21 protein-coding genes and 5 tRNA genes are annotated in these 23,942 nt (G+C 62.6%); 14 read left to right on the top strand and 12 right to left on the bottom strand.

Going from position 1 to position 23,942, the window contains the following annotated elements; translation table 11 throughout:
* Nucleotides 1–27: 27 nt before the first annotated feature.
* From JOD78_RS06835 to metG, 5 genes are all read right to left on the bottom strand, one after another.
* Nucleotides 28–1,320: an ABC transporter substrate-binding protein gene (locus JOD78_RS06835; RefSeq protein ID WP_209566930.1), complete on the bottom strand. Its 1,293-nt coding sequence runs from the start codon at nt 1,318–1,320 to the stop codon at nt 28–30.
* 54 nt (nt 1,321–1,374) lie between these two features.
* Nucleotides 1,375–2,424 carry an ABC transporter ATP-binding protein gene (locus JOD78_RS06830; RefSeq protein ID WP_121042062.1) on the bottom strand — a complete coding sequence of 350 codons (1,050 nt, stop codon included), beginning with the start codon at nt 2,422–2,424 and terminating at the stop codon, nt 1,375–1,377.
* 24 nt (nt 2,425–2,448) lie between these two features.
* Nucleotides 2,449–3,429 (bottom strand): sugar-binding domain-containing protein, encoded by a 981-nt coding sequence (locus JOD78_RS06825; protein ID WP_039784908.1) that lies wholly within the window; start codon nt 3,427–3,429, stop codon nt 2,449–2,451.
* A gap of 223 nt (nt 3,430–3,652) precedes the next feature.
* A complete protein-coding gene (locus JOD78_RS06820) occupies nt 3,653–4,132 on the bottom strand; it encodes a GNAT family N-acetyltransferase (RefSeq protein ID WP_039784909.1) in 480 nt (159 codons plus the stop codon).
* Nucleotides 4,133–4,173: 41 nt separating this feature from the next.
* Nucleotides 4,174–6,225: a methionine--tRNA ligase gene (metG, locus tag JOD78_RS06815; RefSeq protein WP_134136081.1), complete on the bottom strand. Its 2,052-nt coding sequence runs from the start codon at nt 6,223–6,225 to the stop codon at nt 4,174–4,176.
* A gap of 230 nt (nt 6,226–6,455) precedes the next feature.
* Here metG and apbC point away from each other — a divergent pair, with 230 nt between their 5' ends.
* The 9 genes from apbC to JOD78_RS06770 all read left to right on the top strand — a co-directional run bounded on the left by apbC (nt 6,456) and on the right by JOD78_RS06770 (nt 12,429).
* Nucleotides 6,456–7,544 (top strand): iron-sulfur cluster carrier protein ApbC, encoded by a 1,089-nt coding sequence (apbC, locus tag JOD78_RS06810; RefSeq protein WP_134136079.1) that lies wholly within the window; start codon nt 6,456–6,458, stop codon nt 7,542–7,544.
* 135 nt (nt 7,545–7,679) lie between these two features.
* On the top strand, nt 7,680–9,080 hold the full coding sequence (gene gltX / locus JOD78_RS06805) for a glutamate--tRNA ligase (protein WP_209566928.1): 1,401 nt from the start codon (nt 7,680–7,682) through the stop codon (nt 9,078–9,080).
* Between the two features lie 73 nt (nt 9,081–9,153).
* Nucleotides 9,154–9,229: transfer RNA gene (locus JOD78_RS06800), tRNA-Ala, on the top strand.
* An 80-nt stretch (nt 9,230–9,309) separates the two neighbouring features.
* Nucleotides 9,310–9,385, top strand: a tRNA-Glu gene (locus tag JOD78_RS06795).
* A 56-nt stretch (nt 9,386–9,441) separates the two neighbouring features.
* Nucleotides 9,442–9,517: transfer RNA gene (locus JOD78_RS06790), tRNA-Glu, on the top strand.
* A 110-nt stretch (nt 9,518–9,627) separates the two neighbouring features.
* Nucleotides 9,628–9,703: transfer RNA gene (locus tag JOD78_RS06785), tRNA-Ala, on the top strand.
* A 73-nt stretch (nt 9,704–9,776) separates the two neighbouring features.
* A tRNA-Glu gene (locus JOD78_RS06780) sits at nt 9,777–9,852 on the top strand.
* Between the two features lie 517 nt (nt 9,853–10,369).
* On the top strand, nt 10,370–11,173 hold the full coding sequence (locus JOD78_RS06775) for an enoyl-CoA hydratase-related protein (RefSeq protein ID WP_204726686.1): 804 nt from the start codon (nt 10,370–10,372) through the stop codon (nt 11,171–11,173).
* Between the two features lie 2 nt (nt 11,174–11,175).
* The gene (locus JOD78_RS06770; protein ID WP_204726685.1) at nt 11,176–12,429 is read left to right on the top strand and encodes an NAD(P)/FAD-dependent oxidoreductase; all 1,254 of its coding nucleotides are present in this window, start codon (nt 11,176–11,178) and stop codon (nt 12,427–12,429) included.
* Nucleotides 12,430–12,458: 29 nt separating this feature from the next.
* Here JOD78_RS06770 and JOD78_RS06765 read toward each other — a convergent pair whose 3' ends face one another.
* From JOD78_RS06765 to JOD78_RS06750, 4 genes are all read right to left on the bottom strand, one after another.
* The gene (locus JOD78_RS06765) at nt 12,459–12,749 is read right to left on the bottom strand and encodes a hypothetical protein (RefSeq protein WP_245202061.1); all 291 of its coding nucleotides are present in this window, start codon (nt 12,747–12,749) and stop codon (nt 12,459–12,461) included.
* Nucleotides 12,750–12,838: 89 nt separating this feature from the next.
* On the bottom strand, nt 12,839–13,426 hold the full coding sequence (locus JOD78_RS06760; RefSeq protein ID WP_034329923.1) for a sigma-70 family RNA polymerase sigma factor: 588 nt from the start codon (nt 13,424–13,426) through the stop codon (nt 12,839–12,841).
* Between the two features lie 153 nt (nt 13,427–13,579).
* Nucleotides 13,580–14,161, bottom strand: coding sequence for a DJ-1/PfpI family protein (locus JOD78_RS06755; protein ID WP_034329926.1), 582 nt, complete (start codon nt 14,159–14,161; stop codon nt 13,580–13,582).
* A 91-nt stretch (nt 14,162–14,252) separates the two neighbouring features.
* Nucleotides 14,253–15,170, bottom strand: coding sequence for a LysR family transcriptional regulator (locus JOD78_RS06750; protein WP_121042047.1), 918 nt, complete (start codon nt 15,168–15,170; stop codon nt 14,253–14,255).
* Nucleotides 15,171–15,383: 213 nt separating this feature from the next.
* Here JOD78_RS06750 and JOD78_RS06745 point away from each other — a divergent pair, with 213 nt between their 5' ends.
* From JOD78_RS06745 to mmsB, 3 genes are all read left to right on the top strand, one after another.
* Nucleotides 15,384–16,625 (top strand): ABC transporter substrate-binding protein, encoded by a 1,242-nt coding sequence (locus JOD78_RS06745; RefSeq protein WP_121042045.1) that lies wholly within the window; start codon nt 15,384–15,386, stop codon nt 16,623–16,625.
* 71 nt (nt 16,626–16,696) lie between these two features.
* Nucleotides 16,697–18,205 (top strand): CoA-acylating methylmalonate-semialdehyde dehydrogenase, encoded by a 1,509-nt coding sequence (locus JOD78_RS06740; RefSeq protein ID WP_209566926.1) that lies wholly within the window; start codon nt 16,697–16,699, stop codon nt 18,203–18,205.
* Between the two features lie 10 nt (nt 18,206–18,215).
* Entirely contained in the window at nt 18,216–19,109 is an 894-nt protein-coding gene (gene mmsB / locus JOD78_RS06735) for a 3-hydroxyisobutyrate dehydrogenase (RefSeq protein WP_121042041.1), read from the top strand.
* Nucleotides 19,110–19,188: 79 nt separating this feature from the next.
* Here the strand turns inward: mmsB and denD are convergent, their stop codons facing one another.
* Nucleotides 19,189–20,163, bottom strand: a complete 975-nt coding sequence (denD, locus tag JOD78_RS06730) for a D-erythronate dehydrogenase (protein WP_209566925.1) — start codon at nt 20,161–20,163, stop codon at nt 19,189–19,191.
* 141 nt (nt 20,164–20,304) lie between these two features.
* On the opposite strand from denD, the gene JOD78_RS06725 reads away from it, so the two are divergent.
* On the top strand, nt 20,305–21,141 hold the full coding sequence (locus JOD78_RS06725) for a FadR/GntR family transcriptional regulator (RefSeq protein WP_209566924.1): 837 nt from the start codon (nt 20,305–20,307) through the stop codon (nt 21,139–21,141).
* A 230-nt stretch (nt 21,142–21,371) separates the two neighbouring features.
* Here the strand turns inward: JOD78_RS06725 and JOD78_RS06720 are convergent, their stop codons facing one another.
* Together JOD78_RS06720 and earP are read right to left on the bottom strand one after the other, a co-directional pair.
* Nucleotides 21,372–21,947 carry an elongation factor P gene (locus JOD78_RS06720; RefSeq protein ID WP_017451702.1) on the bottom strand — a complete coding sequence of 192 codons (576 nt, stop codon included), beginning with the start codon at nt 21,945–21,947 and terminating at the stop codon, nt 21,372–21,374.
* Nucleotides 21,948–22,068: 121 nt separating this feature from the next.
* Entirely contained in the window at nt 22,069–23,262 is a 1,194-nt protein-coding gene (earP, locus tag JOD78_RS06715) for an elongation factor P maturation arginine rhamnosyltransferase EarP (RefSeq protein WP_209566923.1), read from the bottom strand.
* 131 nt (nt 23,263–23,393) lie between these two features.
* Between earP and JOD78_RS06710 the strand changes: the two genes are divergently transcribed.
* Nucleotides 23,394–23,879 (top strand): MarR family transcriptional regulator, encoded by a 486-nt coding sequence (locus tag JOD78_RS06710; protein WP_209566922.1) that lies wholly within the window; start codon nt 23,394–23,396, stop codon nt 23,877–23,879.
* The last annotated feature ends 63 nt before the right edge of the window (nt 23,880–23,942 follow it).

The following is a 23,942-nucleotide window of genomic DNA, read 5'->3' as shown; positions in this document are numbered from 1 at the left end:
TGGCAGGCCTTGTGCAACGGACCGCGCTTAGCGGCCGTAGGCGCGCAGGATGCGCTCGGCTTCGCGCTGGGCATCCTTCAGGGCGGCCTCCGGTGTTTTGGTGCCGGACAGCGCTGCCTGCAGGTTGTCGTTCAAGGCCTTGGTCACACGCTGGTTGTCGTGGGTAGACAGTTCAGCCACGCCATACTTCATCTGCTCGCGCGCCACGTCGGCGGCCGGGACGTCCTGCAAATATTTCTTCATTTCCGGGGTATCCCAGGCATCCTGGCGCGGGGCCACATAGCCGGTGGCAATGGACCACTGGGCCGCGCGTGCCGGCTCGGTGGCGAAGCGGATGAACTTCATGGCGGCCTGCTGCTCGGCTGGCGAAGTCTTGTTGAAGACGTAGAAGTTGCCGCCGCCGGTGGGGCTGCCCGGATGCTTGATGCCGGGCAGCATGGCCACGCCGAAGGGGAAGCTGGCGTTGGTGCGGATGTTGGTCAGGTTGCCGGTGGTGGTCCAGACCATGGCAGCCTTCTGCTCCAGGAAGTCCTTGGGCGTGGTGCCCCATTCGATGGAACCGGCCGGCATCACCTTGTCTTTTGTGGTCAGGTCGACCCAGTGCTGCAGGGCCTGCACGGCGCCCGGCTTGTCGAAGTAGGTCTTGGTGCCGGCGCTGTTCATGAGGATCGTGTCATTGGAGGCGGTCATGGCCTGGAACATCCAGTAGCCGAAGCCGGTGGAAGGAATCTTCACACCCCACTGGCTGACGTTGCCGGCGGCATCGCGCTTGGTCAGCTTCTTGGCGGCTTCCACCATCTCGTTCCAGTTGGCCGGGGCCTTGTCGGGGTTCAGGCCGGCTTCCTTGAACAGGTTCTTGTTGTAGTACATCACGATGGTCGAGCGCTGGAAGGGAATGCCCCAGGTCTTGCCTTCGGTCTGGCTGTTTTCCATGAAGCCCTTGTAGAAGCCGTCGATCCACTTCTTGTCTTCGGCGCTGCTGGCCAGGCTGTCGATGGGGGCGATGGCGTTCTCGTCGATCAGGGTGAAGAGGTCGGTCGAGAGCAGCACGGCCAGGGTTGGCGGGGTGCCGCCCTTGAAGGCGGTCAGTGCCTTGACGATGCTTTCCTGGTAGGTGCCGGCATAGATGGCCTTGACCTTGATGTCGGGATTGGCCTTCTCGAAATCGGCCACCATGCTGTCGATGGTCTTGGTGACCGCGCCGCCCACGGCGACCGGGTAATAGAAGCTGATCTCGACCGGATTGGCGGCCAGCACCGGCGCACAGAAAGCGGCTGAGACAGCCAGGGCGGCCAGGGACTTGAGGAAGGTTCTACGCATGATGCATCTCCATGAGGTGGATGGGTTGGCTTGCTGCGGAAATCGTTTTACGGATCAGGACCGGCGCAGGCCGCTCTCCTGTTCGAAGAAATACTGGTCGCGGGCATCCCAGGCCAGGTGGACCGTTTCGCCCGCGTTGAACCGGTGTTGCCCCGGCGCGCGCACCAGCAGCGAGGCGCTGCCGATGCGCGCGCCGATGATGGTGTCGGCACCGAAGTATTCGACCGTTTCCACCTGGGCGGACGCAGTGGCCTCGCTGGCCGCTGCCAGGCGGATGTGTTCAGGGCGCAGCCCGAGTTGCAGGGGTATTTGGCCGAGCTCGTGCAGCACCACGTCGCTGCCGACAATGGCCAGGCCTTGCGCATGCGCTTGCAGGGGCAGCAGGTTCATCGGCGGCGTGCCGATGAAGCGGGCGGCAAAGGCCGTGGCCGGCTGGGCGTAGAGATCGGCGGGCGCTGCGTCCTGTTCGATGCGGCCTTCACGCAGCAGGATCACCTGGTCGGCCATGCTCATGGCTTCGGTCTGGTCATGGGTGACGTAGACCATGGTCATGTTCAGCTGCTGCTGCAGGGCGCGGATCTCGCGGCGCATTTCCTGGCGCAGCTGCGCATCGAGGTTGGAGAGCGGCTCATCCATCAGGCACACCGGTGCATCGGCAATGATGGCGCGGCCCAGCGCCACGCGCTGCTGCTGGCCGCCGGAGAGCTGTGCCGGGCGGCGTTCCAGCAGGTGCGACAGGCCGAGAATGTCGGCCACGCGCTGCAGGCGTGACGCATGGCCTGCACGCGGCTCCTTGCGCACGCGCACGCCGAAGAGAATGTTGTCGCGCACGCTCAGGTGCGGGAACAGCGCATACGACTGGAACACCATGGAAATCTTGCGCTGGGCCGGGGGCAGTTGCGTGACATCGCGGCCGCCAATGTGGATGCTGCCGGAAGTGGGTTTGTCCAGTCCCGCGATCAGGCGCAGGGTGGTCGACTTGCCGCAGCCGGAAGGCCCCAGCAGGACGGTGAACTGCCCCGACTTGACCTCAAAATCGATGTTGCTCACCGCCTGGGCTTGACCCCAGTGCTTGCAGACGCCCTGCAAGGAGATGGCTGCCATGCTGGTTTCCTCGTGGAGATGCGATCACGCCGCCGCGCCGCTGCGGATCTGCTCCACCAGCAGGCGCGCGCTCGGTTCGTCGATGATCAGTTCGTTGATGAAGCCGCCGCGCAATGCGGCTTTGAGGCCCGGCAGCTTGCCGGTGCCGGAGACCACGCACAGCGAATGCGCGGCGCGCGCAAAGCATTCCATGTCCGGGCCGCTGTTGCGGGCATTGAAGGCCACATCGCGCCAGGAACCATCGGCGCGGAAGAAGACGGTGGCGATGTCGCCGACCAGGCCTTCGTCGCGCAGGATCTGGCGTTCTTCTTCACCCAGATAGCCGGCGGTATGGATATAGCTGCCGGTGGCCTCGGCCCCGATGGAGAACAGCAGGATGGAGGCACGTTCCTGCAGGTCGCGGATGGCCTTGATGCTCTTTTCTCGCCACAGCGCCGTGCGCGTTTCGGGATAGTCGAAGAAGGCCGGCACCGGCAGGTGATGGGCGCGCGCACCATAGTTCTGGGCAAAGCGCGAGACGATGGATTCGCTGAAGCTGTTGATGAAGCTGGCACCGCTGCCCGAACCGTTCAAGGCGACAACGTCCACGTCATGCACATGGCGCGGCAGCAGCTGGTCGGCGATCTGCGCCACGGTCGTGCCCCAGGCCAGGCCGATGACGGTACCCGGCGTGACCAGGGAATTGACGTAGGCAGCAGCGTGGCAGGTGACCCGCTGCAGGGTTTCCTTGTCGGTGGCTGCGGCCGCCACGGGTACCACCTGGATCGACCGCAGCCGATAGTGATGGGCGATGGCCGCTTCCAGGCTGCCGGAGACCTGCTGCGGATCGTGTACGCGGATTTCCACCAGTCCGCGCTCCAGTGCGAAGGACAGCAGGCGCGAGACGGTCGCGCGCGAAGTGCCGATTTCGTCGGCAATCGCGGCGGTGGTCATGTTCTGGAAGTAGTAGAGCCGCGCAACGCGGACCGCCATGTAGGCAGTTTCCTGTCTATCCCCTTGGGCCATTGTTATTGTGCTTACCAGTGAATGTGAACTTTTGGCGCATGCCCTCGGACTGCCCCCCCGGCAGGCCAGGCGGGCTGGGCCTCCTGACAACGTTTTCACGATGGTAGCGAGCGATTGTTACCGCTTGATGAACAAACGTTCCAATTTGCTGGTGTGGCGGCGAGGCAAAAGAAAAGCGACGCATCAGGCGTCGCTTTCAAGGGGGATCACAGGAGGAGAAACATCAGTGCCGCATCACGCGCCGCATCACGATGGGCGGGGCTTCCTGCGGATTGGCGCGGGTGTACTCCAGTTCCGGCGCGATCTCGAAGCCGAAGGCGGCATACAGGTCTACCAACTGCACCTGATCGGTGCGTACCGCCAGCCGCAATTCGCGCACATCGGCTGACTGGGCACGATGGATCAGGGCTTCCATCAGGTGCTGGGACAGGCGTTCACCCCGGAACGCCGGGGCGATGCCCATGCGGCGGATTTCCCAGACATCGCTTTCGGTGTCCAGAGGCAGCCAGCGCACCGAACCGGCAGGCGTCTCGCCACTGAGCAGGATGAAGGCGCCGCCATGCTGCAGGTCTTCCTGCACATGGTCGGGGGCTTCGCGGTGGCCCGAAGAACTGGGCGCAACCTTGTTGGCCCAGCTGTGACGGGTCAGTTCGGCGATCAGACTGGCATCTTCCGAGGTGGCTTCACGTATCACCAGGTTCATGACGTTCTTTCCTCCTGCACAGGCAATCGGCGGCGAATGCCTCAGCGCACGCGCATGCCCGGCTCGGCACCCGGCCAGGGGTTGAGCACATAGATGCCCGGATTGGCTTTCTCATCCTTGGCGGAGGCGGCCAGCACCATGCCCTCGGAGACACCGAACTTCATCTTGCGCGGCGCCAGGTTGGCCACCATCACGGTCAGCTTGCCGACCAGTTCTTCCGGCTTGTAGGCCGAGGCGATGCCCGAGAAGACATTGCGGGTGCGGCCTTCACCGGCATCCAGGGTCAGGCGCAGCAGCTTGGTGGAGCCTTCCACCGCTTCGCAGTTGACGATCTTGGCGATGCGCAGGTCGACCTTGGCGAAGTCATCGATGGAGATTTCCGGCGCCAGCTCTTCGATGGCGCTTTCTGCCGCTGCGGGCGCTTCCGGCGCTTCGAACAAAGCATCCAACATCTTGGGATCGACGCGCTGCATCAGGTGCGAATAGGCATTGATGACGTGGCCATCGGCCAGCGGCACGGCCACATCGCTCCACTGGAAGGGCTGGACCTGCAGGAAGGCTTCCACCTGGGCGGCCAGTTGCGGCAGCACCGGCTTGAGGTAGACGGTCAGGATGCGGAAGGCTTCCAGCAGGCGACTGCAGACTTCGTGCAGTTGCGCATCCTTGCTGCTGTCCTTGGCCAGTTCCCAGGGCTTGTTGGCGTCCACGTAGGCGTTGATGGCGTCGGCTTGCTCCATCACCAGGCGCAGGGCCTTGCCGTATTCGCGCTGCTCGTAGAGGCTGCGGATCTCTTCAGCCACGCCGCGCAGCTTGGCCAGGAAGGCATCGTCAGCGGTGGCCCACTGGGTGGAAACACGACCTTCGAAGCGCTTGGCGATGAAACCGGCAGCGCGGCTGGCGATGTTGACGTACTTGCCGATCAGGTCGGCGTTGACGCGGGCGACGAAGTCGTCCGGGTTGAAGTCCACGTCTTCCACCTTGGCATTCAACTTGGCGGCGATGTAGTAGCGCAGCCATTCCGGGTTCATGCCGATATCCAGGTAGCGCAGCGGCGAGATGCCGGTGCCGCGCGACTTGGACATCTTCTCGCCGCTGACCGTAATGAAGCCGTGCGCGAACACGTTGGTCGGCGTCTTGCGGCCGGCGAACTTCAGCATGGCGGGCCAGAACAGGGTGTGGAAGTAGGTGATGTCCTTGCCGATGAAGTGATACTGCTCGGTCTTGTCATCGGCCATGAAGGCGTCGAAGTCGCGGCCGGTCTTGACGAAGTAATTCTTCAGCGAGGCCAGGTAGCCGATGGGCGCGTCCAGCCAGACGTAGAAGTACTTGCCCGGTGCGTCCGGGATCTCGATGCCGAAGTAGGGCGCATCGCGGCTGATGTCCCAGTCGCCCAGGCCGTCTTCGCCATCCAGCCACTCGCGGGCCTTGTTGGCCACTTCCGGTTGCAGGCGGTTGCTGTCCAGTGCCCATTCGCGCAGGAAGGCCACGCACTTCGGATCCGAGAGCTTGAAGAAGAAATGTTCAGACGACTTCATCACGGGCGTGGCGCCCGAGAGGGTCGAGTAAGGATTCTTCAGGTCGGTCGGGGAATAGACCGCGCTGCAGTTCTCGCAGGAGTCGCCATACTGGTCCTTGGTGCCGCACTTGGGGCATTCGCCCTTGATGTAGCGGTCCGGCAGGAACATGTTCTTCACCGGATCGTAGAACTGGTCGATGGTCTTGGTGGAGATCAGCTTGGCCTCGTCGCGCAGCGCGCGGTAGATTTCCTGCGACAGTGCGTGGTTCTCCGGGCTGTCGGTGGAGCTCCAGTTGTCGAAGGCGATGTGGAAGCCATCCAGGTACTGCTTGCGGCCGGCGGCAATGTTGGCCACGAACTGCTGCGGCGTGATGTTGGCCTTTTCGGCGGCGATCATGATGGGCGCGCCGTGGGCGTCGTCGGCACCGACGAAGTGCACCTCATTGCCCTGCATTCGCTGGAACCGGACCCAGATATCGGCCTGGATGTATTCCATGATGTGGCCGATGTGGAAAGCGCCGTTGGCGTAGGGGAGTGCGGTCGTGACGAAGAGTTGGCGAGGTGCGGAAGTGCTCATTGGCGATACGGACGATGCAAGTAGGTTAAGGCGCGTGCGCGCCGAAAAAGCAAGAAAGCTGCAAGAAAACTGCCATGAAAGAGGGGCATTCTATCAGTCAGAGGGCCTTGGGCGCAGTAGTTGCTCCATTGCAATCAAAGTGAAGCGTTGTGCAAGGGTGGTTTGATTGCCGCACAGGGCGGCCCTGGCGCGATTGGTTTAGACTTGCGGGTTCTGAGCAAGGAGAACCAATGAGCATTACCGTGGAAGAGATCAAGGCGGCCCTGTTGCAGGTGATCGACCCCAATACCGGCAAGGACATGATCCGTGGCAAGGAAGCCCGCAACATCCGCGTCGAGGCTGGCCGCGTGCTGCTGGATGTGGAGCTGGGCTATCCGGCGGCCAGCCAGATTGCGCCTATTCGCCAGCTGGTTGAAGAGGCGCTGGGCAAGCTGCCGGGCGTGACCGCAGTCGAGGCCAACGTCTACTTCAAGATCGTGGCGCACGCGGTGCAGCGCGGCATCAAGCTCAAGAGCAACGTCAAGAACATCATCGCCGTGGCGTCGGGCAAGGGCGGGGTAGGCAAATCCACCACGGCGGTCAACCTGGCGCTGGCGCTGTCGGCCGAGGGCGCGCGCGTGGGCATCCTGGATGCCGATATTTATGGTCCCTCGCAACCCATGATGATGGGCATCTCCGGCCAGCCCGAGACCAAGGATGGCAAGACCATGGAGCCGCTGGAAAACCACGGCCTGCAGGTCTCGTCCATCGGTTTCATGATCGATCCGGACGAGCCCATGGTCTGGCGCGGCCCCATCGTCACGCAAGCCCTGCAGCAATTGCTGGACCAGACCAACTGGCGCGACCTGGATTACCTGATCGTCGACATGCCGCCGGGTACAGGCGATGTGCAACTGACCTTGTCACAGAAGGTGCCGGTCACCGGTGCGGTCATCGTCACCACCCCGCAGGACATCGCCCTGCTGGATGCGCGCAAGGGTTTGCGCATGTTCGAGAAGGTCGGCATCCCCATCCTGGGGATCGTGGAAAACATGAGCATGCACGTCTGTTCCAACTGCGGCCATGCCGAGCCCATCTTTGGCGTGGGCGGTGGCGAGAAGATGTGTGCGGATTTCGGCGTGGACTTCCTGGGGGCCTTGCCGCTGACCATGGAAATCCGCCAGCAGACCGATTCCGGCAAGCCCACCGTGGTGGCCGATCCGGATGGCAAGGTCGCCGAGATCTACAAGGCCATCGCCCGCAAGGTGGCCGTGAAGGTGGCCGAGAAGGCGCGCGACATGACCAGCAAGTTCCCCAGCATCGTGGTGCAGAACGACTGATGTCCGCCCCGGGGCGTCCCGCCGGCATGGCGTGCCGCCCTGCAAAGGCGTTAAAATGACGCCTTTCCGAATTCCTTTGCTTGACCGATGGCCGGCCCTGGCATTCCAGGACCGGCCTGATTTTTACTCGCTATCATGACTGCCACTCAAGTTCGTACCCGTTTCGCTCCCAGCCCCACCGGCTACCTGCACCTGGGCGGTGCCCGCACGGCGCTGTTCTCCTGGGCCTATGCCCGTCGCTTCGGCGGCACTTTCGTGCTGCGCATCGAAGATACCGACGTCGAGCGTTCCACCCCGGAAGCGGTGCAGGCCATCATCGAGGGCATGCAGTGGCTGGGGCTGGAGCATGATGAAGGTCCGTTCTACCAGATGAAGCGCATGGATCGCTATCGCGAAGTGATCGGCCAGATGCTGGAGCAGGGCACGGCTTACTATTGCTATTGCACCCCGGAAGAAGTGGAAGCCATGCGCGAGCGCCAGCGTGCGGCCGGCGAGAAGCCGCGCTACGACGGCACCTGGCGTCCCGAGCCGGGCAAGACCTTGCCGGCGATCCCTGAAGGGCGCAAGCCGGTGGTGCGTTTCAAGAATCCGCAAGACGGCGAGGTGAACTGGAATGATGTGGTCAAGGGCCCCATCACCATCTCCAACCGTGAGCTGGACGACTTGGTGATCGCCCGTCCGGACGGCACGCCGACCTACAACTTCTGTGTTGTGGTGGATGATTGGGACATGAAGATCACCCACGTCATCCGTGGCGACGACCATGTGAACAATACGCCGCGCCAGATCAATATCCTGAAGGCTCTGGGCGGCACGCTGCCCGAGTATGGCCACGTGCCGATGATCCTGGGTGCGGATGGCGAGAAGCTGTCCAAGCGCCACGGTGCGGTGAGCGTGATGGATTACCCGGCCCAGGGCTATCTGCCTGAGGCCATGCTGAACTATCTGGCGCGCCTGGGCTGGAGTCATGGTGACGACGAGATTTTCTCGATGCAGCAGTTCTGCGAATGGTTCGACCTGGATCACCTGACCAAGGCGCCGGCGCAATTCAATCCGGAAAAGCTGAACTGGCTCAACAACCACTACATCAAGCTGGCTGACAACGCCCGCCTGGCTGATCTGGTTCGCCCGCTGCTGCAGGCACAGGGTGCGGTGTTCGAGGGCGCGCCTGATCTGGCGGCCGTGATTGCTCTGCTGAAGGATCGTGCCAATACCGTCAACGAGATTGCGGCTGCGGCGCTGATGTTCTATCGCCAGCCGGCCCCGGATGCGGCCCTGGTGGCCCAGCACATTACCGAGGCGATCAAGCCGGCGCTGGCTGACTTTGCCCGGCGCGTGGCGACGGTGGAGTGGAGCAAGGAAGCGATTGCGCCGATGATCAAGGAAGTGCTGGCTGCGCACGGCATCAAGATGCCACAGCTGGCGATGCCGTTGCGCCTGATCGTGGCGGGGCAATTGCAGACGCCGGCCATTGACGCCGTGCTGCAATTGTTTGGCCGTGAGGCTGTAGAGGCACGCTTGGCGGCATATCTTTGAAAAAAAGAAATTATTTTTCAAAAAGCTGTTGTCTTTTGAAAAGAGGTATTGCATAATCTCGCTTCTTCGCAACGGGGGTATAGCTCAGCTGGGAGAGCGCTTGCATGGCATGCAAGAGGTCAGCGGTTCGATCCCGCTTACCTCCACCAGCGACCCGCAGATGTTTGGCGGTGATATTTCAGGCGAAGCTTGAAGTGTAGAAGTAAAAAGTAATGTGAAGTACCTGCTTGTCCCCTTCGTCTAGAGGCCTAGGACATCACCCTTTCACGGTGAGTACGGGGGTTCGAATCCCCCAGGGGACGCCAGATTTTGATATCTGCGCTGTCACCCAGCAGGCAGCGCAGGTATGTAGCGGTACAGTGTCCCCTTCGTCTAGAGGCCTAGGACATCACCCTTTCACGGTGAGTACGGGGGTTCGAATCCCCCAGGGGACGCCAGGTTGTGAGGCAGTCCGGTTGCCGCCGGATTGTTGGAAAGTTTAAGTAGTCTGATTGATCAGGCTACCTTGAGGTTGGATAGTCTGTAGTTTGGGACTTTTCCTTTCGCAGGGGGTATAGCTCAGCTGGGAGAGCGCTTGCATGGCATGCAAGAGGTCAGCGGTTCGATCCCGCTTACCTCCACCAGCGACCCGCATGGAAATGCGGGGTGAATTGGCGGAAGAGCTGATTCGAGGAATGTTGTAGTTGTGACCGTTTTGTCCCCTTCGTCTAGAGGCCTAGGACATCACCCTTTCACGGTGAGTACGGGGGTTCGAATCCCCCAGGGGACGCCAAATAAAAAAGCCCGCGCAAGCGGGCTTTTTTGTTTGGCGGCGCCTAGCGATGTGCTTGAGCACATCGCGGGGGGATTCGAAAGGTTTCGCTTGCAAGCGAAACCGGGCCCGCGGCACGTGGGCGAATCCCTCGCTCGCGCAGCGAGCGTTAGAGGACTGTAGAGCGCGCACCTGACGCGATCCAAGCCAACCCAGTCAACCGAAAGCCCGCGCAAGCGGGCTTTTTTATTTGGCGGCGCCTAGCGATGTGCTTGAGCACATCGCGGGGGGGATTCGAAAGGTTTCGCTTGCAAGCGAAACCGGGCCCGCGGCACGTGGGCGAATCCCTCGCTCGCGCCGCGAGCGTTAGAAGACTGTTGAGCGCGCACCTGACGCAATCCAAGCCAATCCAGCCGACCGAAAGCCCGCGCAAGTGGGCTTGTTTGTTTGCTGCCCCAAAGTGCATTTGTCTCCCCAGTAACATTTTCCCCCGGCATTTTGCGCTATCCTCCCGGCAAACCTTACCGCAGGAGCCTTCATGACCGCAGCCGCCCATCTCGACATCGACCCGCGTGGCCTGGCCACGCTGACCCTCAATCGCCCTGATGTCCACAATGCTTTCGACGATCAACTGATCGCCCACCTGATCGACCTCATCAACGAGGCGCGTGACGACAAGCGTACTCGCGTCCTGCTGCTGGCCTCCACCGGCAAGTCCTTCTCCGCCGGTGCCGACCTGGCCTGGATGCGCCGCATGGCCGATGCCTCGCGCGATGACAATCTGCGCGATGCCCGCAAGCTGGCCTTGCTGATGGAAACCCTCAACAGCTTCCCGGCGCCGACGGTGGCCAAGGTCCAGGGCGCGGTGATGGGCGGCGGCGTCGGTCTGGTCTCGTGCTGCGACATCGTGGTGGCTTCCGAGGCGGCCTTCTTTGCGCTTTCCGAAGTCAAGCTGGGCCTGGCTCCTGCCGCCATCAGCCCGTACGTGATCGCCAAGATGGGCGTATCGCAGGCGCGCCGCTTCTTCGTCTCTGGCGAGCGTTTCTCGGCCATCCGCGCCGCCGCCATTGGCCTGGTGCATGAAGTGGTGCTGGCCCAGGAACTGGATGCCAAGGTGCTGCAAGTGATCGATGCCTTGCTGGCCAATGGACCACAGGCCATGCGCGCCGCCAAGCAACTGGTACAGGTCGCCAATCCGCTGCAGGTCACGTCTGAACTGGCGGAATATACGGCCGGCGTCATCGCCGACCTGCGCGCCTCCCCGGAAGGGCGGGAGGGCCTGCGCGCGTTCCTCGAAAAAGACGCCCCGGCCTGGACACGCGCTTCATCTTCAGCAGGATAAACATGAAATCCATGCACGTAGCCATCGCCGGTGCCGGTCCGGCCGGATTGGCCATGGCGCTCTATCTCAAGCGCGCCGGCCATCGCGTCACCTTGCTGGAGCGCTTCGTTACGGCCGCGCCCGTGGGTTCCGGCCTGATCCTGCAGCCCACGGGACTGACGGTACTGGAAGACCTGGGCCTGTTCTCGCGCATCGCCGCGCTGGGCCAGCGCATCGACCGCCTCTACGGGGCCGACGCCCGCAGCGGCAAGACGGTGCTGGATGTGCGGTATGACGCCGTGCGCGGAGGACGCTATGGCATTGCGGTCCATCGTGCGGCCCTGTTCGGCGTCCTGCAGGAAGCAGCGCAACGGGAGGGGATCGAAGCTGAAACCGGCCATGAGATCAACGGCCTGGAACAGGGCAGCGCAGGTGCCAGCCTGAGCACTGCGGATGGCCGCCGCATCGGTCCCTTCGATCTGGTCATCGATGCCAGTGGTGCCCGTTCGCTGCTGCGCCGCCACGCGCTCAATACCTGCGAGCCGAAGCGCTTGCCTTATGGTGCCTTCTGGGTTTCCTTGCGCGCCCAGCCCGGCCTGTCGTTCGGTGTGAATTCGCTGGTACAGCGCTATCGCCGCGCCAGCACCATGATCGGGGTGCTGCCCATCGGTCGCCCGAGGCAGCAGGATGATCCCATGGTGGCCTTCTTCTGGAGTACCAAGCCGGACCAGGTGGAGCAGCTCAAGCAACGAGGGCTGGAAGCATGGAAGGAGGGAATTCATGCGCTGTGGCCGGAATGTGAACCCTATCTGGCCCAGATCGATGGCTTCGAACAGATGACGCTGGCGCGCTACGGCCATCACACCCTGCCTTCGCCCTATGGCCAGCGGCTGGCCATCATCGGCGACGCTGCCCACTCCACCAGCCCGCAGCTGGGGCAGGGGGCCAACATGGCCTTGCTCGATGCACGGGCGCTGATTCATGCCCTGCAGCAGTCCGATACGCTGCAACAAGCGCTGCCGCGCTATGCCGCCTCGCGACGCCGCCACGTGCGGACCTTCCAGGCGATGTCGGCGATGTTCACGCCGTTCTACCAGTCCGATTCGGTGTGGTTGCCGTGGGTGCGCGACCAATTGGCGGCGCGCTTGTCGGTAGTGCCGCCCGCACCGCAAATGTTGGCGCGGATGGTGGCCGGCACTTTGGTCGATCCCTTCACGTCGATTGGCTTGCAGGAGCGCGACTGGAACATCGCACCCCAGCCCTCGGCCCTGGGCTGATCGCGTTCAAGCCGGGAAGACGTTTTCCTTCACTTGCGCTCTTCGCGGCAGAACAGGCGGCCGCGGCGCTGGCAGCGTTCGCGCTCCTCGGGCGTCATCGCTTCCCAGCGCGCCTGCATGAAGCGGCGCTTCTCATGCCAACCGCCATGCCGCCCGCGGAAACCGCCGAACAGCACCCGGCACAGCACCAGCAATCCCAGCGCCCGCCAGAAGCCGATCTCGGCTACGCCCGGGAAGATCGGCGGCATCACCCAGTTCCACAGCAGCATCACCACCACGCCCAGCAGGGGCAAGCACAGCAGGCACAGCAGCAGTTTCATGCCCCAGCGGCGCGGATCACGCCCGCCACGGAAGCTACGATCGCGGCGTGCCGGGGTGGGCGGATTTTGAGGCATGTCGTTCTGTTCCATTACATCTCCAATTCGTCATAAACCGCCTGCAAGCGCTCGCGCAGATGCAGGACTGCATAGCGCTTGCGCGCCAGCAGGGTATTGAGGCTGGTGCCACTGGCAGCAGCCATTTCCTTGAAACTGAGGCCATCGAGTTCGTGGGCGATGAAGACCTCGCGCTGCGCTGGCGGCAATTCGTCCAGTGCCGCCTGCAAGGCCTCGATCAGCGCCGCACGGGCATAGGCCGCTTCCGGGCCGCCGTCGCTGGCCGGCAGCACCAGGTCCAGCCGCCAGCTGTCTTCGCCACCCTCGACTTGCTCGATGTCGTGCGCCTCGGGCAAGGGCTCTTCCTTCTTCTTGCGGAAGCGGTCGATGATGCGGTTGCGCGCCACCCGGAACAACCAGGCGCTGACCTGCTCGATCGGCTCCGGCAGGCGGTAGGCCTGGACGAACTCGTAGAACACTTCCTGCAGGATGTCTTCGGCCTCGCCGGCGTCGGCCACCCGGCGGCGGATGAAGCCGCCCAGCCGGCTGCGTTCGCGCATGACGGTGGCGGTGATCTCGCGGTCCTGGTCGCTCATCGGGGAGAGGGTGGAAATGGGCTGCATGCCCTGAAGACGGTTGTTCTCAGGGCATATTGTGGCTCGGCAGGAAAAAATGGGGGGAAACTGCGAAGAGGAAATGAAGAAACAAGCAAAACCAGCGGGTTTGCGCGGGGAGCCATGGCCCTGCAAGCCGCTCCCCGCCTGAGGCTCCAGCCCTTACAGTTCGATGCGCGTGCCCAGCACCTGCAGGAACTGCGCCAGCCACGCCGGATGTGCCGGCCAGGCCGGTGCCGTGACCAGTTTGCCGTCGGTGATGGCGGCATCCACGGCGATATCGGCGAATTGCCCGCCGGCCAGCTTCACTTCAGGCGCGCAAGCCGGATAGGCCGAGACCTTCTTGCCTTCCAGCACGCCCGCCGCAGCCAGCACCTGCGGACCGTGGCAGACCGCGGCGATGGGCTTGTCGGCCTTGGCGAAGGCTTGCACCAGCTCGATCACCTTGGGGTTCAGGCGCAGGTATTCCGGGGCGCGGCCACCGGCCACCACCAGCGCGTCATAGCCTGCCGCGCTGACATCGTCGAAGCTGGCGTTGAGGGCGAACTGGTGGCCGGGCTTCTCGGTATAGGTCTGGTCGCCTTCGAAGTCGTGGATGGCGGTTTTGATCTTGTCGCCGGCTTTCTTGCCGGGGCAGACCGCGTGTACCGTGTGGCCGACCATCTGCAGGGCCTGGAAAGGCACCATGGTTTCATAATCCTCGGCGAAATCACCGGTCAAGAGCAGGATTTTCTTTGCAGCCATCGTCATCTCCTTGGGATAAGGCCGCCGGCGCGGGGAGGGACCGGGCGGCCGGGTTGAAACACATCTTGTTGCGGGCTGGCTTGGGCAGGATTCACTCCAGCCAGCGCATCCGGCGCGACTGCCCCATCAGGAAGTCGCGGTTGAGCTCCACGCAGTCGCGCAGGTAGCTCCACAGGGCTGATACCCGCGCCACATGGCGCTGCTCGCTGGAAGCCACCAGCCAGAAGGTGCGGGTGATGGCGATCTGTTCAGGCAGCACCGGCACCAGCTCGTCGGACTGCTGCGCCAGGAAGCAGGGCAGGATCGCCAGCGCGCGGCCGGCGCAGGCCGCCGTGTATTGCGCTACCACGCTGGTGCTGCGGAAGGCTCGGAAAGCGTCCGGCGCCACCGTATCCTTGTAGCGCAATTCTTCACTGAAGACCAGATCATCGATGTAGCCGATGAAGTTGTGTTGCGCCAGGTCATCCATGGTGTGAATCGGCGCGTGCCTGGCCAGGTACTCACGTGAAGCATAAAGCTTCAGGACATAGTCGGACAGTTTTGTGACCACGTAATTACCCGACAGCGGCCGTTCGATCGACACGCTGATGTCAGCCTCATGCTTGGACAGATTCACGAAACGCGGCATCGGCAGCATGTCCACAGTGATGTGGGGATTGCGGGCGCAGAAATGCGCGATCTGCGGTGCCAGCACGAAGGTGCCGAAGCCTTCGGTCGCGCCCAGCCGCACCTGGCCGGAGAGCTTGCTGTTGTGTCCGCCCAGTTCTTCGGTGGCGGCATACAGGGTGCTTTCGACCTGCTCGGCATATTCCACCAGCCGGTAGCCGTCGGCGGTGAGCTTGTAGCCGTGGTTGTTGCGGTCGAACAGCTGGCTGCCGACCTGCTCCTCGAAGCGCTTCATGCGCCGCGAGACGGTGGAATGGTCGATGCCCAGCTTCTTGGCGGCATCCACCAGGCCCTGGCTGCGGGTGAGTTCGAGAAAGATCCTGAGGTTGTCCCAGTCCAGCATGTAGTCTCCATGGGCCCATCGTCACCGATGTGCATCAATGCAAAAGCGTTTTGTCTTTGTGGTTATTGTATCGATAAATACGCACATGCAGAATAGCGGGGCCGTGATGCCGCCCGGGAAGACAGAGGCGACAGGCGGCAGGAGACAACGGCAAGACCCGGCGTCCATGAACGCGGGCAGGTCCGACAACAATCACAAGATCAAGGAGACAAGATGTCCAAGAACGCTTTCGGCCGTTCCCTCACGGCTGCTGCCGTGGCCTGTGCGGTGTCGCTGGCCACCACTGCGATGACCGCCATTCCCGCCCTTGCCCAGGATGCCAACACCGTCAAGATCGGCGTGCTCACCGACATGTCCGGCCCCTACTCGGCCATGGGCGGCCAGGGTTCGGTGGTGGCCGCCAAAATGGCGGTGGAAGACTGCCTCAAGAATGAGTGCAAGGGCATGAAGATCGAGATCCTCTCGGCCGACAACCAGAACAAGCCCGACGTCGGCGTGACGCGCGCCCGCGAATGGCTGGACCGCGACAAGGTCGAGGCCATCGCCGATCTCACCAATTCCTCGGTGGCGCTGGCGGTGCAGAAGCTGATCAAGGAAAAGGGCGGCATCGCCATGTACAGCGGCCCGGCCACCGGTGCGCTGACGACGGCCGAATGCGCCACCAACGGTTTCCACTGGATGTTCGACACCTACTCGCAAGCGGCCGGTGCGGCAGCGGCGCTGACCAAGCTGGGCAACAAGTCCTGGTACTTCGTGACGGTGGACTACGCCTTCGGCCATTCGCTGGAGAAGGATGCGTCCGATGTGGTCAAGGCCAATGGCGGTACGGTGGTGGGTTCGGTGCGCCATCCGCTCAATGCGTCTGACTTCTCGTCCTTCCTGCTGCAGGCGCAGGCCTCCAAGGCTCAGGTGATCGGGCTGGCCAATGGTGGCACCGATGTGGTCAACGCCATCAAGCAGGCCCGTTCCTTTGCCGTCGGCGGCAAGGACCAGCGCCTGGTGGCGCTGCTGGTGTTCCTGTCTGACGTACATGCGCTGGGGTTGGAGGCCGCGCAAGGCCTGGTCTATACCGATGGCTTCTACTGGGATTACGACGAGCAGACCCGCGCCTTCTCCAAGCGTTTCGAAGCGCAGTTCAAGAACATCAAGCCGACCATGGTGCAGGCCGGTGTCTATTCCAGCGTCTACCAGTTCCTGAAGGCGCGCGCGGCCGCCAAGACCTCGGACTGGAAAGTGGTGGCGCAGAAGATGCGTGAAATTCCGATCTCCGACGCCGTCATGCGCAATGCCTCCATCCGGCCGGATGGCCGCGTGATCCACGACATGTACCTGTACCAGGTCAAGACCCCGGCCGAGTCCAAGGCGCCGTGGGATTACCTGAAGCTGCTGTCGGTGATCCCGGCCCAGCAGGCCTTCCGTCCGATGGACGCGGCCTGCCCGCTGGTCAAGCAGTAATGCCTGTGGCCGGGAGCTGCTCCCGGCCTTGCTCTCCCCATCCTGTTCACCTCTTCACAATGGAAATTGCAATGAGCCAAGCCAACATCCCCAACGTTCCCCTGTACCTCAACGGTGAAAAGGTGCAGTCCACTTCCAAGGAGTGGCGCGACGTGCTGAACCCGGCCACCCAGGAAGTGGTGGCGCGCGTGCCCTTCGCCACCAAGGAAGAAGTCGACCGGGCCGTGGCCAACGCCAAGGAAACCTTCAAGACCTGGCGCAATACTTCACTGGCGCAGCGCATGCGCATCATGCTGAAGTTCCAGCAACTGCTGCGCGAGAACATCGCCCCGCTGGCCGAACTGATCACTCGCGAACACGGCAAGACCCTGCCGGACGCCGAAGGCGAAGTCATGCGCGGCCTGGAAGTGGTGGAACATGCCTGCTCCATCACCTCGCTGCAGCTGGGCGAACTGGCCGAGAACGTGGCCGGCGGCGTGGACGTCTACACACTCTACCAGCCGCTCGGCGTGGGGGCGGGCATCACCGCCTTCAACTTCCCGGTGATGCTGCCTTGCTTCATGTTCCCCATCGCCGTGGCCTGCGGCAATACCTTCGTGTTGAAGCCCTCCGAGCAGGACCCGACTTCCTCGCTGTTCCTGGTCGAGCTGGCCAACCAGGCCGGCCTGCCGCCGGGCGTGTTGAACGTGGTGCATGGCGGTCCGGAAGTGGCCAACATGATCTGCGACCATCCCGACATCAAGGCGGTGTCCTTCATCGGTTCCACCCATGTCGGCACCCACATCTATCGCCGCGCCAGCGAAGCCGGCAAGCGCGCCCAGTGCATGATGGGCGCCAAGAACCACTGCATCGTCTTGCCCGATGCCCCCAAGGACCAGGCCATCAACAACCTGCTGGGTGCGGCCTTCGGTGCGGCCGGCCAGCGCTGCATGGCCAATTCGGTGGTGGTGCTGGTGGGCCAGACACGCGAATGGATTCCCGAGATCGTCGAACGCTCCAAGGCCATGAAGGTCGGACCCGGCACCGACCGCAAGGCCGATGTCGGCCCGCTGGTCTCCAAGGCGGCCAAGGAACGTGTCGAACGCCTCATCGCCAGCGGCGTGGAGCAGGGCGCCAAGTTGCTGCTGGACGGCCGCAATTGCAAGGTGGCCGGCAGCGAGAACGGCAACTTCGTGGGACCGACCGTCTTCACCGGCGTCAAGCCCGAGATGGACATCTACGCCCAGGAAATCTTTGGCCCGGCCATGTGCATCGTCGAACTGGAAACCCTCGATGAAGCCATTGCCTTCATCAACGCCAACCCCAACGGTAACGGTACTTCCATCTTCACCAGCTCGGGCTATGCGGCGCGCAAGTTCCAGAACGAGATCGACGTCGGCCAGGTCGGCATCAACGTGCCCATCCCCGTGCCGGTGGCCTACTTCAGCTTCACCGGTTCGCGCGCTTCCAAGCTGGGCGACCTCGGCCCCAACGGCAAGCAGGCCGTGACCTTCTGGACCCAGACCAAGACCGTCACCGCCCGCTGGTACGCGCCCGATGAAGAAGCCGGCCAGGTCAACACCACCATCACCCTGAAGTAAGGAGAGCAGCATGAGCGCCAACATCGTCTTCATCGGCCTGGGCAATATGGGTTTGCCGATGGCGCAGAATCTGGTCAAGGCCGGTTTTTCGGTCAGCGGACACGACCTGGTCAAGGCCAGCGTGGACAAGCTGGTGGAGGTCGGCGGCAAGACCGAGGCCGACTCCATGGCGGCCGTGGCCAAGGCCGACGTGGTCATCACCATGCTGCCAGCCAGCCGTCATGTGGAATCGCTCTACCTGGGCGATGCCGGGGTGCTGGCCTCGGCCAAGCCGGGCGCGCTCTTGATCGATTGTTCCACCATTGCTCCGGAAGCGGCGCGCAAGGTGGCGGCAGCGGCCAAGGCGCGCGGCTTCGAGATGCTGGATGCGCCCGTCTCCGGGGGCACCAACGGGGCGACGGCGGGCACGCTGACCTTCATGGTGGGCGGCAGCAAGGAGGCCTTCGAGGCCGCCCAGCCTTATTTGCAGAAGATGGGGAAAGCAATCTATCACGCAGGTGAAAGCGGCAGCGGTCAGACCGTCAAGGTCTGCAACAACATGCTGCTGGGCATCCTCATGATCGGAACGTCGGAAGCGATCCGCCTGGGGATGGCCAATGGCATGGATCCCAAGGTGCTCTCGGAAATCATGTCCAAGAGCTCGGGCCGCAACTGGACGCTGGAGGTCTACAACCCTTGCCCCGGCGTGATGGAAACGGCACCGGCCTCCAAGGGGTATGCGGGCGGCTTCGGCGTGGATTTGATGCTCAAGGACCTGGGGCTGGCCGTGGAGAATGCGCTGGCCACCAACTGCGCCATTCCGCTGGGTTCGACGGCACGCAATCTGTACGACATCCACAGCATGAACGGGGCCGGCAAGCTGGACTTCTCCAGCATCTTCAACATGCTGGGCAAGGCGCAGTAAATCCGTATCACCCAGGCAGCAAAAAGGGACAGCCTCTTGCGGGGCTGTCCCTTCGTTTTTCTGCGTGCTGATGTGCAGCTTATTTCTTCACTTCATCCTCGATGTGGGCCCGGATGATGTCGGCGAAATTGGCATCGGCCTTAAAGCCCAGCGCCTTGGCGCGCTTGGCTTCGAAGGCACCGGGCCAGGAATTGACGATGCGTTTGATGGCTTCGTCTTCCTTCCATTCGATCAGCTGCACCACTTCCTTGCCGGCGACCTGTTCCAGGGCTTCGACCATGTCCTTGACGGTCACGCACAGGCCGTCGATGGAGAGGAAGCGGGCCAGGCCCAGGTCAGCGCCATTGATTTCATGGCCATGGATCAGGTTGGCGATGGCCTGGCGCGGCGACATCAGCCACATGCGCGTATCGGGCGTGACCGGGCAGACCGAGGGCTGGCCATTGAGCGGTTCGCGGATGATGCCCGAGGCGAAGCTGGAGGCCGCCTTGTTGGGCGCGCCCGGACGTACCGAAATGGTCGGCATGCGCAGCGCACGGCCGTCGATGAAGCCCTTGCGCGAATAATCCTGCACCAGCAGTTCACCCATGACCTTTTGCGCACCGTAGGAGCTTTGCGGCATCAGCAGGGTGTTGTCGGGGACCACGGCCGGCAGTTCGCCGCCGAACACCGCCACTGAACTGGTGAAGACCACGCGCGGCTTGGTACCCAGGGCACGGGCGCGTTCCAGGATGACGCGGGTGGCGTCGAAGTTGATCTTCATGCCCAGATCGAAATCGGCCTCGGCGTGGCCGCTGACGATGGCCGCCAGGTGGAAGATGGACTGCGTCTCGGGCGTGATGACGCGCTCGATCACGGCGGCGTCGGCGATGTCGCCGGTGACGGCTTCGATGCGCGGATCGGTGAAACCCTGGGCCGGAACCACGTCCAGCAGGGTGATGCGCTTGATCTCTTGCGGCTGGCCGTCGCGGCCGGTCAGGGTGCCGCGTTGCAGCAGCTGGCGCGCCAGTCGGCTGCCCAGGAAGCCGGCGCCGCCGGTAATGACGATATGCATGTGTTCTCCTCGTGATCTGTCGTCGGAATAGGGGGATATGAACGCTTGAGCGAAACCCGTGCAGCGCATTATAGCGGAAGTTGTAATACAACTTTGAGAATATGAAGCGGAAGTCACAAAAGCCGATGCCTGCGCGGTATCATGCGCGCCATGAAGACATCCTCCTCCTCCAGGCCGCAGGCGTCGGCGCTCGCCTCCATGGCCGCTGCTGCGCGCGGCAAGACCACGCTGGCCGACCATGTCACCAGCGTGCTGGCACAGCAGATCCGCAGCGGGGAATTCGCCCCGGATGCGCGCTTGCCTTCGGAGATGGAGTTGACCGAACGATTTTCAGTGAGCCGCACGGTGATCCGCGAAGCCATTTCACGCTTGAAGTCCGAGGGGCTGGTCGGTTCGCGCCGGGGCAGTGGCACGGTGGTGCTGCCGGTGACGCAGGCCACGCCCTTCCGGCTGGACCTGAATGTGGATGATGGGCGCGACTCCATCCAGGCGGTGCTGCGGGTGATCGAACTGCGGCGCGGGGTGGAAGGGGAGATGGCTGCCCTGGCGGCGCAGCGCCGCACGCGCGCGCAGAACCTGGCGATCCAGCAGGCCTTGCAGGCCATCGATGCAGCGGCTGCGGCGGGGCGCGATGGCGTGCAGGAGGATTTCGCCTTCCATGCCGCCATTTCCAATGCCTCGCACAATCCGCTCTACACCTCGCTGGTGCAGTTCCTGAGCCAGTTCCTGCATGCAGCCATCCGCGTGTCGCGCATGAACGAAGCGCGCAGCAATGAGTTCGTGCAGCAGGTACGCGCCGAACATGCGGCGCTGGCACAAGCGATCAATGATGGCAATGCCGAGGCCGCGCGGGCAGCGGCCTTGCGCCATATGGAACAGTCGGCCCTGCGCCTGCAGGCGGCCGACAAGGCCTTCTGGGCCAGCGCGGAAGGACAGGCGGCGGCGCGGGACCTGGCGCGGGTGAGGAGTGGAGGTTGAGCGGGACAGCGGGCAAACTGTCTACCCGTTCGCCCTGAGTAGACGCGCAGCGTCGTATCGAAGGGTTCACTGGCCGTGAAACTGCGCTGCGCCCCGTCGGCGCGCCTTCGATACGCGGCGATGCCGCTACTCAGGACGAACGGCCATTGGATTGCCCGGCAAACAGGTATTAAACAGGCATAAAAAAACGCTGCACCAGGCAGCGTTTTTTTATTGGCGTTGGCTAACGATCAGCCGCGCACGACCTTCTTGTACTCGTTGGTGCGGGTGTCGATTTCGATGTCGTCATCCTGGCTCACGAACAGCGGCACCATCACGGTGATCTGGTTGGCTTCGATGGCGTTTTCGATCTTGGCTTCCTTCAGGACGTTGCCCGAGGTGTTGCCCTTGACGGCCGGTTCCGAGTAGGCAACCTTGCGCACGATGGTGGTCGGCATTTCGACCGAGATGGCCTTGCCGTCGTAGAAGACAGCTTCGCACTGCATGCCGTCCTTCAGGTAGCCGATGGCGTCGCCCATGTTCTCGCCTTCGATTTCGTACTGGTTGTACTCTTCGTCCATGAAGACGAACAGCGGGTCAGCGAAGTACGAATAGGTCACCGGCTTCTTGTCCAGCACCACGACGTCGAACTTGTCGTCGCCACGGAAGACGCTTTCTTGCGGGCTGTTGGTCAGCAGGTTCTTCATCTTCCACTTGTAGGTGAAGCCGGTACGGGAAGAACCGTTGACGTCCGAGCGCAGGACGATCATGGGCTTGCTGTCGACCATAATGATGTTGCCGACGCGGATTTCTTTTGCAAATTTCATAGCGATGTGTCGTGAAAAGTAGGTTTTTTCAAACTGTCAGTAGCCCACTGGTAAAACTTCTAAAACTTCACCGCAAGCCCACGTACGATTGAATTCCAAACTGCGTTAAAACGGTAGCCCGCTATTTTAACCCATTTTCCGTGCTCTTCCACTCTTCCAGGGCGAGCCGGCGGGCGAAGCCGAGCAAATTGTCCATCCAGTCGCCATTTGCCAACAGCTTCTGGACCCATTGTTCAGCCTGGCCCGACAATGCCGGCAGCTCTGCCTGCAGCGTCTGCCAGCTTGCCTGCCAGTCAAGCTCGCCCGGATAAGCGCCGTTCCAGGCCCGGTTGAGGTCGATGACGGCGGGCGTGGCCGGGTCGTAAATCTTCAGGAAGGCGTTGAGCTTGGTGTGGTGCAGGTTCTTGTCCTGGTGATAGATGTTCCAGACGAAGGGGCGGCCGGCCCATTGGGCGCGTGCGAAGGAATCTTCACCTCGCACGAAATTGAGGTCGCAGCTCCACAGCAAGCGGTCGTAATCGGTCTGCGCCACGAAGGGCAGCACACGTACCGTCAGTGCGCCCTGCGTGGCCACCGTACCGGCGCGCATCGGTGCGTTCAGGAAAGCCTCGACCGCCGCGCGGCCTACGCCTTCCGGCACGAGGCAGGTGACCGGGAGGGGCGAGGCTTGCCAGGCTGCAAACAATTCGGCAATCGGGGCGTAGTCGTAGCAGAACAGAGAGACCTTGCAGGCTTGCGCTTCGGCCGCAGTCACGCCCAATCCACCTAGGAAAGCCGGGCCTTCATTGTTGGCCAGGAAGCCCTGTCGCCGGGCTTGCAGGTCGGCTTCGAAGCTGAGCCCGCCGGTTCGCTCATTGAAGCCGGGGAAGAAGAAATACTTGGTCAGTTTCAGCGAGCGATGCGGGGAGGGCAGGGTGTGGCAGCCCTCGACCCAGGCTTCGGCGGACAAGCCTTCCAGGTTGAACCAGACCGGCTTGGGCGAGCGCTGCGCCATGGCTTCCACGTAGCCGGGCGGGATCTCGCAGCCGAAGAATTCAATGACGATATCGGCCACATCGTCCGGCGTGAACAGGCCGTCCTGGCCGCGCCAGTGCTGCACCGTCACGCCGCAGACCTCTTGTGTATCGGCCAGCGTGTCCACCGTCGGCCAGATGCGCCGGAAGCTCACCAGGTCATCCACCCACAGCCGCACCGCGAGCCCGTGCTCATGCGCCAGCTGCCGCGCCAGGCGCCAGCAGATGCCGATATCGCCATAGTTGTCGACGACCTTGCAGAACAGGTCCAGGGAGCGCAGGGGATTGGGGTGGGAATTCATCGATATGCAGGAAAATGCGGATGCAGGCCGCATGATACCGGCTTGGCGCAGGGACCGACGAAGCGAAATGAACAACAACGACAAATTTTTTCAAATTAAATAGCTTGCAATTCAATTTTGAGCAGTTTAATATGCAGCACATGGACAAGACGCACACCACGAATCTCCCGGACGCACTGATCGACGAAGCCCTGCTTCTCGACAACCAGCTGTGTTTTGCGATGTATTCGGCGTCGCTGGCCATGACCAAGGCTTACAAGAAGATCCTGGCGCCGCTGGAGATCACCTATCCGCAATACCTGGTGATGCTGGTGCTGTGGGAAAAGGATGGCGTCACGGTCTCGGAACTGGGCACGCGCCTGTTCCTGGATTCTGGTACGCTGACCCCGCTGCTCAAGCGCATGGAAAGCATGGGTTTGCTTCACCGCAACCGCGATGCCGGCGATGAGCGCCGGGTGGTCGTAAGCCTGAGCGATGGCGGCCGCGCATTGCGTGAGAAGGCCAAGGCCGTACCGCAGCAGATGAGTTGCATGCTGCCGGCGCTGGACCAGATCAAGGCCCTGGTGGTGGAGCTGAAGCAGGTCCGCAAGGGCCTGATCGATGCCGAAGGTGAATAAAAATGTAACAAGCTTTGTGTTTTATATTGTGCGCAATAATATAGTTAATTATTTATATCGTTG

This window comes from Herbaspirillum sp. 1130 (genome assembly GCF_017833835.1).
Lineage (GTDB): Bacteria > Pseudomonadota > Gammaproteobacteria > Burkholderiales > Burkholderiaceae_D > Herbaspirillum > Herbaspirillum huttiense.
Note: the sequence above shows the minus strand (reverse complement) of the source record. Positions and strands in the feature narration are given on the sequence as shown.

Coding starts and splice junctions, on each gene's coding strand:
- earP (WP_209566923.1), bottom strand. CDS start 23,262: ATGAATTCCCACCCCAATCCCCTGCGCTCCCTGGACCTGTTCTGCAAG.
- gltX (WP_209566928.1), top strand. CDS start 7,680: ATGACTGCCACTCAAGTTCGTACCCGTTTCGCTCCCAGCCCCACCGGC.
- JOD78_RS06755 (WP_034329926.1), bottom strand. CDS start 14,161: ATGGCTGCAAAGAAAATCCTGCTCTTGACCGGTGATTTCGCCGAGGAT.
- apbC (WP_134136079.1), top strand. CDS start 6,456: ATGAGCATTACCGTGGAAGAGATCAAGGCGGCCCTGTTGCAGGTGATC.
- JOD78_RS06710 (WP_209566922.1), top strand. CDS start 23,394: ATGCAGCACATGGACAAGACGCACACCACGAATCTCCCGGACGCACTG.
- JOD78_RS06835 (WP_209566930.1), bottom strand. CDS start 1,320: ATGCGTAGAACCTTCCTCAAGTCCCTGGCCGCCCTGGCTGTCTCAGCC.
- JOD78_RS06720 (WP_017451702.1), bottom strand. CDS start 21,947: ATGAAATTTGCAAAAGAAATCCGCGTCGGCAACATCATTATGGTCGAC.
- metG (WP_134136081.1), bottom strand. CDS start 6,225: ATGAGCACTTCCGCACCTCGCCAACTCTTCGTCACGACCGCACTCCCC.
- denD (WP_209566925.1), bottom strand. CDS start 20,163: ATGCATATCGTCATTACCGGCGGCGCCGGCTTCCTGGGCAGCCGACTG.
- mmsB (WP_121042041.1), top strand. CDS start 18,216: ATGAGCGCCAACATCGTCTTCATCGGCCTGGGCAATATGGGTTTGCCG.
- JOD78_RS06750 (WP_121042047.1), bottom strand. CDS start 15,170: ATGCTGGACTGGGACAACCTCAGGATCTTTCTCGAACTCACCCGCAGC.
- JOD78_RS06820 (WP_039784909.1), bottom strand. CDS start 4,132: ATGAACCTGGTGATACGTGAAGCCACCTCGGAAGATGCCAGTCTGATC.
- JOD78_RS06825 (WP_039784908.1), bottom strand. CDS start 3,429: ATGGCCCAAGGGGATAGACAGGAAACTGCCTACATGGCGGTCCGCGTT.
- JOD78_RS06765 (WP_245202061.1), bottom strand. CDS start 12,749: ATGAAACTGCTGCTGTGCCTGCTGTGCTTGCCCCTGCTGGGCGTGGTG.
- JOD78_RS06770 (WP_204726685.1), top strand. CDS start 11,176: ATGAAATCCATGCACGTAGCCATCGCCGGTGCCGGTCCGGCCGGATTG.
- JOD78_RS06745 (WP_121042045.1), top strand. CDS start 15,384: ATGTCCAAGAACGCTTTCGGCCGTTCCCTCACGGCTGCTGCCGTGGCC.
- JOD78_RS06725 (WP_209566924.1), top strand. CDS start 20,305: ATGCGCGCCATGAAGACATCCTCCTCCTCCAGGCCGCAGGCGTCGGCG.
- JOD78_RS06775 (WP_204726686.1), top strand. CDS start 10,370: ATGACCGCAGCCGCCCATCTCGACATCGACCCGCGTGGCCTGGCCACG.
- JOD78_RS06830 (WP_121042062.1), bottom strand. CDS start 2,424: ATGGCAGCCATCTCCTTGCAGGGCGTCTGCAAGCACTGGGGTCAAGCC.
- JOD78_RS06760 (WP_034329923.1), bottom strand. CDS start 13,426: ATGCAGCCCATTTCCACCCTCTCCCCGATGAGCGACCAGGACCGCGAG.
- JOD78_RS06740 (WP_209566926.1), top strand. CDS start 16,697: ATGAGCCAAGCCAACATCCCCAACGTTCCCCTGTACCTCAACGGTGAA.